Origin of the sequence: Ruminiclostridium josui JCM 17888 (assembly GCF_000526495.1) — a bacterium.
GTDB lineage: Bacteria > Bacillota > Clostridia > Acetivibrionales > DSM-1351 > Ruminiclostridium > Ruminiclostridium josui.
In genome coordinates this window covers 3,156,821-3,165,000 of the sequence record NZ_JAGE01000001.1, presented here as the reverse complement: position 1 = coordinate 3,165,000, position 8,180 = coordinate 3,156,821, and the positions used below count along the sequence as shown (strand labels likewise).

4 protein-coding genes (1 of these 4 cut by a window edge) are annotated in these 8,180 nt (G+C 36.5%); 1 reads left to right on the top strand and 3 read right to left on the bottom strand.

Annotated elements, in window-relative coordinates; genetic code table 11:
• On the top strand, positions 1-353 hold the end of the coding sequence (locus tag K412_RS0114215; protein ID WP_024833736.1) for an IS30 family transposase. The gene continues 949 nt to the left of window position 1, outside the view; 353 of the gene's 1,302 nt are visible here — the last part of the coding sequence; the start codon falls outside the window, past its left edge; its stop codon occupies positions 351-353.
• 438 nt (positions 354-791) lie between these two features.
• Here the strand turns inward: K412_RS0114215 and K412_RS0114210 are convergent, their stop codons facing one another.
• The 3 genes from K412_RS0114210 to K412_RS0114200 all read right to left on the bottom strand — a co-directional run bounded on the left by K412_RS0114210 (position 792) and on the right by K412_RS0114200 (position 8,135).
• Positions 792-1,244 (bottom strand): threonine/serine exporter family protein, encoded by a 453-nt coding sequence (locus K412_RS0114210; RefSeq protein WP_024833735.1) that lies wholly within the window; start codon positions 1,242-1,244, stop codon positions 792-794.
• Between the two features lie 4 nt (positions 1,245-1,248).
• Positions 1,249-2,004, bottom strand: a complete 756-nt coding sequence (locus K412_RS0114205; RefSeq protein ID WP_024833734.1) for a threonine/serine exporter family protein — start codon at positions 2,002-2,004, stop codon at positions 1,249-1,251.
• A gap of 257 nt (positions 2,005-2,261) precedes the next feature.
• A complete protein-coding gene (locus tag K412_RS0114200; protein WP_024833733.1) occupies positions 2,262-8,135 on the bottom strand; it encodes a tail fiber domain-containing protein in 5,874 nt (1,957 codons plus the stop codon).
• Positions 8,136-8,180: the final 45 nt, after the last annotated feature.

Sequence of the window (8,180 nt, the reverse complement as noted above, 5' to 3'; positions counted from 1 at the left end):
ACAGAGGTACGGAGTTTTCAAACCCAGAAGGACTGGAATGTGGGATTGATAATACCATACGCACATCCATATTTTTTTGTGATCCTATGGCTTCGTGGCAAAAACCAGGTATAGAAAAGAACCACGAATATATACGTTCTGTTCTTCCCAAAGGCTCATCCTTTGATAAACTAACGCAATGGGATGTAACAAGACTTGCAAATCATATTAACAGTACAGCAAGAGCCAGTCTAAATGGTAGAACCCCATTAGAACTGGCTCAATTGCTACTGGAAAAACATGCATTAAATGCATTCGGACTAAGAGAGATATCCTGCGACGATATCATCCTAAAACCAAAACTGCTGAAATAGAAACACAAACCAAGAGTTAAAACTGCGGATAGAAACCTCAATATCAACTCTATTCCGAGTGGAATTTAGTTTTACAAAAAATCCTCCAGTCGGCTGTTTGCCATGCAATTTTTTCTTCAGAGCAATTTCTGTATGCTTATTATACTATATTTCAGGCACAAAGAATATAGTTCAAAGACTTGATTTAGTGGAATTTACTCTTCATTGTGGAATTAAAATTTACAGTGGAATTTAACTTTTCAATTAACGGTAATTGTAGGATTACAATACATATGTGACAATTAGTAAAAAATAATGCAATAAATTTTAGTCCTTTATATTGGAGCAAATGTGGTTTTGAATTAATGTACCAAAAGCGATTATCAAATACACAGAGCAAATAATTCTTCTATTGGAAATGATATTTCAAATAGATGTATATTAATCAATAGCTAAATATTATAATTTGGTTAGCAACTTTTTTCTGTTCTTTTGTATTCTCGATATAAATTTAAAAATTGTAGTTGCAAGCATTATTCCAAAACCGATTGCACCGCCTACTGCTAATGTCTGAGTTCCGCTGCTGAAAGCTGAGGACATGTTATTTTCTACTATAAATAGCAGTGTTCTATATGCCATCATTCCCGGTACCAGTGGAAATATTCCTGGTATCAAAAATTCAAATGTAGGTGTTTTAAGTATTCTTGCCATGGATTCACTGTAAATACCAACAGTAAGCCCACCAAAAAAAGATGACAATATGGGATTGTTTGTATTTTCATATACAAGGCTGTATATAATCCAGCCAATAGCTCCACAAAAACCTGCCCATAGTATTTTTCTCCTATCAATATTAAATAGTATAACCGGAAATATACTTCCAAAAAAAGCCAGCACGGTTTGCTGAAACATAAAATCACATCCATTTCATAAATAGCGATAATGCACTTACTATACCTGCACTCATTGCAATAATTATAAGTACAGCCTCGCCAAATTGTGCAAGTCCAGAAACATAGTCACCATACAGTATATCCTTTATGCCGTTTGTGAGGGATACTCCAGGTAATAGTACAATTATTGCTCCGGTTATTACATTATCCTTTTGAATAATAGGAAGCAAATGCTGTATTGAGATACTTAATGCTCCTATTAATAACCCGGATAAAAAGTATTGGAGAAATTGAAAAAAACCAACTTCGTCAATTTTTTGAAGAATAAAATAAATTCCCAGGCTGATTATCAAAGCTACTATCGCATCAGGAATGGTTCCCTTAAAAAATAATGTATATACAAATGAGGTCATACTGGCTGCCATTAATCTTATTCCAAGGTTAAAGCTTGGAGCATCGGTTATATCCCTTAGAATTCGCTTTGCTTCTTCATATGAAACAGGTTTTTCCATCAGGCTTCTTGAAAAGGAGTTTATGAGTTCAACCCTGTACAAATCCACACGCCTTTGACGTATCCTTTTTATTGATGTAACCATTTCACCGTCTGGACCTGTTATTGAAATAAAAATACCGGTAAGATTTGAAATACATTCACCAGTTAAACCATACGAACTACATATTTTAGATATAGTATCCTCTACTCTGTAAGCTTCTGCTCCATTGCTCAACAGTATTTCTGCAGCTAATACTGCTATTTCAACAACCTTTTTTGTCTCCATAAATACCTCAATATAATGTGTATATCATTAATATGTCCAACATGATCATAATATAACACTTACTCATTTTATGTCTACAATAATTGCTGCAATGGGGCAGCAATAAATTCAATATTTTATCTCATTGTGTAATATCTTTATCTTTCTTATTGACATAAAATATGCTCTCCTCTAAGCAAACAAGTTTTTTACTATTTCACTTGTCTACTAAGAAGAGAGCATATCAATTGTTAGCACAACAGCAGCTGTTAAATGTTTTAAACTCCAAGTAATCCTGCTACCTGTTTTTGTAATGCAGACAGTTGTTTCTTTATTGCTATTGATTCAGAGTGTTGTTTTTTTACTACAGATGTTAATACTGCTACAATATCCATTACTGATATTGATTTGCAATCATCACTGGCAAATATCTCAGGAACATCCTCCGCAATAAAACCTATATTATGTTTTTTCAAACTGTCATTTTTATAATCAAATGTGACAGGATTTAGTTTTTTCAATAAATCTATTGCTGTTTTTAATGGCAGTGCTGATATATTTTCCTTAAGGGTTCTAGATGACGTTTGGGTCAATGTCGTTGCTGTTATGTTATTAGCCTTAATATCACCTTCTACAGACAATCTGACTCCATTTTCAGGAGTTCTACCTATTCCTACGTCACCATCATCACTTACATTTACTATGGGATCAGTTTTTGAATAAAGGGTGTTATGTGTATGTTTACTAAGAGCTATTTGGTCAGAGTCTGTTTTTGTACCGGCTTTCCATGAGGTAGTTTTTTCATCCCAGAAAATCTTGGCGTTATTTTGGTCGATTCTGGTTAATTCAATTCCAGTATTATTTATTATTGTACCACTCGCTGACAGTGTTCCTGTAACTACTACATTTCCTGCAACGGATAGCTTTTCGGTAGGTGATGAAGTTCCTATGCCTATATTTCCATTACTTACTGTTAATGCTGAAGTAAGATTAAACTCTGGGTGTGTATGGTCAGTAAAGCATATGGTTTTCATGTCATCGGTAGTACCTGCTTGCCATTCTCCACTTGATTCATTCCATGTAATTATACCCTTAGTTGAGTTACTTCCTGTTACTTCAATTCCCTTATTTAATTTTGTAACGACGCTTTTACCGACTGATAGTGCTCCTGAAACTTCTACATTTCCTGTTAAACTTATACTCTCGCTATTTGTTCTTATAGTATTTGTAACTAGATTAGAAGTCTTCACAGTTCCTGAAACTCCTACATCCCCTGTAACGGATAGCTTTTCGGAAGGTGTTGGAGTTCCTATACCTATATTCCCATTACTTACTTTTAATGCTGCAGTAAGCTCTGAAATTCCGCTATAATTATATTCTGGGTGCGTATGGTCAGTAAAACATATGGTTTTCATATTATTGATGTTACCTGCTTGCCATGCTCCACTTGATTCATTCCATGTAATTTTACCCGTATTTGAGTTACTTCCTGTTACTTCAATTCCTTTATCTATTTTTGTAACGACGCCTTTACCGACTGATAGTGCTCCTGTAACTCCAACATTTCCTGTTATACTTATACTCTCGCTATTTGTTCTTATAGTATTTGTAACTAGATTAGAAGTCTTCACAGTTCCTGAAACTCCTACATCCCCTGTAACGGATAGCTTTTCGGAAGGTGTTGGAGTTCCTATACCTATATTCCCATTACTTACTTTTAATGCTGCAGTAAGCTCTGAAATTCCGCTATAATTATATTCTGGGTGCGTATGGTCAGTAAAGCATATGGTTTTCATTTTATCTGTAGTCCCTGCTTGCCATACCTTACCCAGTTCATCCCATATAATCTGGGCATTGTTTACGGTACCTCCGCGGAACACCTCGATTCCGGCTTGATTGGGGACAGGTTGAGTCTGAGAATTATACTTGTTTAGAGTTATAATATTATCTTCAACTTCTAATGTTTTTGTATTAACTGTAACTGTGTCACCATTTACAACCAGATTACCACCTATTGTCAAGTCATTGGTTATACTGATATTGCCAGCTTTTAACGTACCGTTTACATCAGCAGTTTCACTCTTGACATTGCCTTTTGCAATAAGACTTCCAGAGACATCAACTGAAGTTACCCTTAAATTTCCTGCAACATCAAGTTTTGCTTCGGGTATGCTCTTTCCAACCCCAACGTTTCCACTGTTATCAACATAAATTACTTCTGTCCCAGTAGAAGTACATACATTATTGTGTGTATGATTCCCTAAGCAGATTTCTTGAATGGAACCTTCTATTCCTGCTTGCCAGACCTTGTTCTTTTCATTCCAGAGTAATTTGGCCGGCTTTTCGGTGTTTCTGGGTATCTCCAAACCTTCAGCAGCAATTTTTAATGTTGTACCCGAAGAGTTTGCTAATGTTAATTTACCGTTAACAAATGTATCACTGTATATGTCAAGTTTTCCTCCAGTAGTCTTTGCATCACCTATTTTGACATTACCGTAATTGTCCACAACTACTACAACGCCACCACCGCCGCTTGTATATAATTTTGAAGGAAGAAATGTATTGTTGAGATTTAGTTCAAATAAATGGTCACCAAATCCAAATGTCCATGCACATTTTTGTTCATCCCATAAAATTTTGGCATTAGGTCGTTCTGTTCCGTCCGAGGCAACCTGTCTTTTGACTTCTATTCCCCCGTTCAATACTATACTTCCGCCTAAATTTAAGCTACCGTTTATGTCAGCACTTCCAGCAGATAATTTACCTTTAACTTCGGAGTTACCAATAATTTCCATGTTGCCGTGTACAATTGCATTTCCATCTACGTCAAGCCTTTCTTCTGGATTTAATTTACCTATTCCAACCATCCCGTTGCTGGTAGCACTGATACAATTAACATCTCCAAATCCCAATTTCCAAAAATTCGTATCAAACTTCAAATATGTTGCTGTCTCGTTTACTCTGTTTATCTGTATACCATCCTTTTGAAGTGAAAGGACATCTCCGATTAGTGCACTTCCAGTGCTTAATTCTTTCTCTATTTTTGCAATAGGAGTCTGTATACTTCCATCATTGTTAACAACCAAACATGCTGAATTACCCGACGGAACCATTTCCTGACCACTATATTCCTGAGCCCAGGTCCAATCGGACATTCCTATTTTCCATACTCCTGCCTCTTCGTCCCAACTAAGAATTGCACTTTTTTCATCAAGCCCCCTGTAAACCGAAAGAGTACTTGTTCCCTTTTTAACCTCTCCAGACTCACTTTTATTCATAGTAAGTTTGTTACCTTCAAGTTCTATATTGGTACTTTTTATTGCTGTTACATCACCTTTTACATTAAGGTTTCCGGATACAGTAAGGTCTTGACTTACAGTCAAGTCGTGTTTTATGTCAACATTTCCTGTTGATGTTGTACTTAAAGAAAGTATGTTGCCCTTTGTATTGTAAAGCTGACCGTGGGTATGAAGAGCATCTGCGTTACCTTTTTTAGAAAGTTTCTGCCATGCAGATCCACAAGCTATTTCACTAAGGTTATTTCCAACGCCTATTTTCCATATAGAATCCTTTTCATCCCATATCAATCGGGCATTGTCTTTTGAAGTTCCCCTGAAAATTTCTAATCCACTTTCATTTAAAGGTATTTCATCTCCATCAAATTTGTTAAGAAGTATTACATTGTCCTGGACTTTAAGATCAGTTTTCTCTACATTTGTAACTGAGCCAACTACTTTAAGGTCTCCAGTCAAATTTATGTTTCCAGTTACATCAAGATCTCCTTTAACCTCCGTTGGTTTATTTATTGTGATTCTGTCATCTGCTACAGTACTGATTGCAGTATTACCCTTGGTATCACATACTGATGAATGCCAATGAAGGTTATCAGCTATCTTATTCTTAGTTAAAACTTCCCATTTATCTCCATACGCAAGCTCGTACATGGAATTTTTTGTGCCAACTTTCCAGATTCCTTCTTTTTCATTCCAAACAAGTCGTGCTTGATTAGAATCACTGCCGCGATATACTTCCAAACCACCTTCATTATTTATAGGCTGAGCTGCCCCTGTATATTTGTTGGCCATGATTGTGTTGTTTTCTATTTCAAGAATATTTTGTTTGATTACAGTTGGAGTTCCTATTACAGTCAAATCACCATCTATTGTAACAGAACCTTTTACGTCAACGTCACCCTGAATATACTCGTCATTATCTACAATAAGATTTCCTGAAACACTTAGATTTTTATCAATATCTACATTACCATTCTTGTCAACGGCTGCAACTACTGTTCCATCCTCCATTGAAAGTTTTCCATGGCTGTGCATATTGTCAATAACCTGTCCATGTGTAAGGTACTCCCACTCAATACCTGATGGTATTTCCGACATATTACTGCCTGTTCCCATTTTCCATGTGGAGCTACCTTCATCCCATATTATTCTTGCATTTTCATAACCATCTCCACGATATACTTCCAAGCCACCTTCTTTAACAGGAGCTTGCCCATTATCAGGTTTATTGACAATTACTACATTTTCTGTGACTACCTGATTAATTTGCTTATATTCCGTAGCCGGATTTAGTACCGTCAGCGTTCCTTGTACTGTAAGGTCTTCACCCACTGTCAGATTCGAGTTGATTTTAACATCTCCTGTGGGACCTACACTTATTGCCAAATCTCCATCATTGTTATAAACTTCACTGTGTGTATGAAGTGAGTCCGCATTTGTGCCAGTTGTTAAATCTTCCCATGCTCTGCCATATGGTATATTGTACATGTCATTTTCTATACCAATTTGCCAGCGACGGTCACTTTTATTCCATATAAGTTTCGCCTTCAAATCGTTGCCCGGCACTTCAATACCATTTTGGGTTACTATTGTTCCTCCTACAACTATATCGTTGGTTACATTGACATTTCCATCTTCAGCTGTCAATGAAATATTTCCATTGGCATCATGTATATAACTGTGTTTATGAAGATTGTCCACATTTGAACCATTATGCATTGCATCCCAATCAGGACCATATGCAAGCTTATATATACCGCTTTCAGGAATATCGTCCTTCTTGTCGGTTCCTGCCTTCCAAACTTTTTCATTCTCATCCCAAATCAGTTTTGCATATGGAAGCTCTTTGCTTCTGTATACTTCAACGCCACTGCTCTGTAATCTTGGTTCTGTTTCATTGTCCTTTGGGGTATACTTGTTTACCGTAAGCATATTACCAGTCATAACCACATGTGTTGTATCAATAGTTGTATTGTCACCGCTTACATTAAGTCCTCCCGTCGCTGACAGGACACCTGCTACTGCAGCAGTCTTGGATATAGTCACACTGCCTTTTGAATCAACTTTTAGGGCGGGTACATTATTAATATTAACTGATAATGCTCCATTTAAATCTGTATTACCATTTGCTTTTAAGTTTCCTGTTATTACTGAACCTGAAAATTTCGTATACGGTGAATGAACTTCCAATCCATCATTTTGACCAAGGGTTGGATCTGAAAGCCCGTCTATGTATGGAAGATTTGTTTTTTCCTGTGCACCTATTGAAATTTTCTGAAACTCCTGTGAAGTTCCCTGCGTAACAGCGTGTACTACTCCATCTTCTGCCGTATCGTAAATTCCTTCAATGGTCTTTTGTCCTGAGCCTGCATCCTTTAACCTGACACGCGCTACAATGATGTCTGTAATTTCGTCCTTGGTTTTCGGGTCTGGTTTAATTCTGCTGTGTTTTATTTCTGAGCGCTCCCAAATGTGGATTTTTTTATCCCCGCCCTTTTTGATATCTACATCTGATTCTACTTCTTTATATGATACCATGATGTAAATATCTTCATTTACATCATATTCAGATAAGTTTACGGGGTTATCCGGATGGTTATCACTAATCCATATCTCCTGACTGATTTTCTCTTTAGTTTTTTCATCTATTGTACTATTTAGTGCCAGTCCTTTAGTCACCTTTACCTGAGGATAGTTTCCTACTGCTTCGACCTTGAGGCCATCTACAATTCCCCAGTTATGAAAAAACCTGTTGTGCATACGGTGAAAATTTTTATGATAGTCTTGATCAAGCTCAAGGTCTTCTTTTTTTAGCAATAGTCCATCGAAATAATTCATACGCTTGATTTCGTTTGACATTTTATTGTTCCTCCAATTTCTCAGATTTTCCTGTGCCAATCCTTT

Bases quoted from the DNA above. Each gene is read 5' to 3' on its own strand.
- K412_RS0114205 (WP_024833734.1), bottom strand. From the start codon at position 2,004: ATGGAGACAAAAAAGGTTGTTGAAATAGCAGTATTAGCTGCAGAAATA.
- K412_RS0114200 (WP_024833733.1), bottom strand. From the start codon at position 8,135: ATGTCAAACGAAATCAAGCGTATGAATTATTTCGATGGACTATTGCTA.
- K412_RS0114210 (WP_024833735.1), bottom strand. From the start codon at position 1,244: ATGTTTCAGCAAACCGTGCTGGCTTTTTTTGGAAGTATATTTCCGGTT.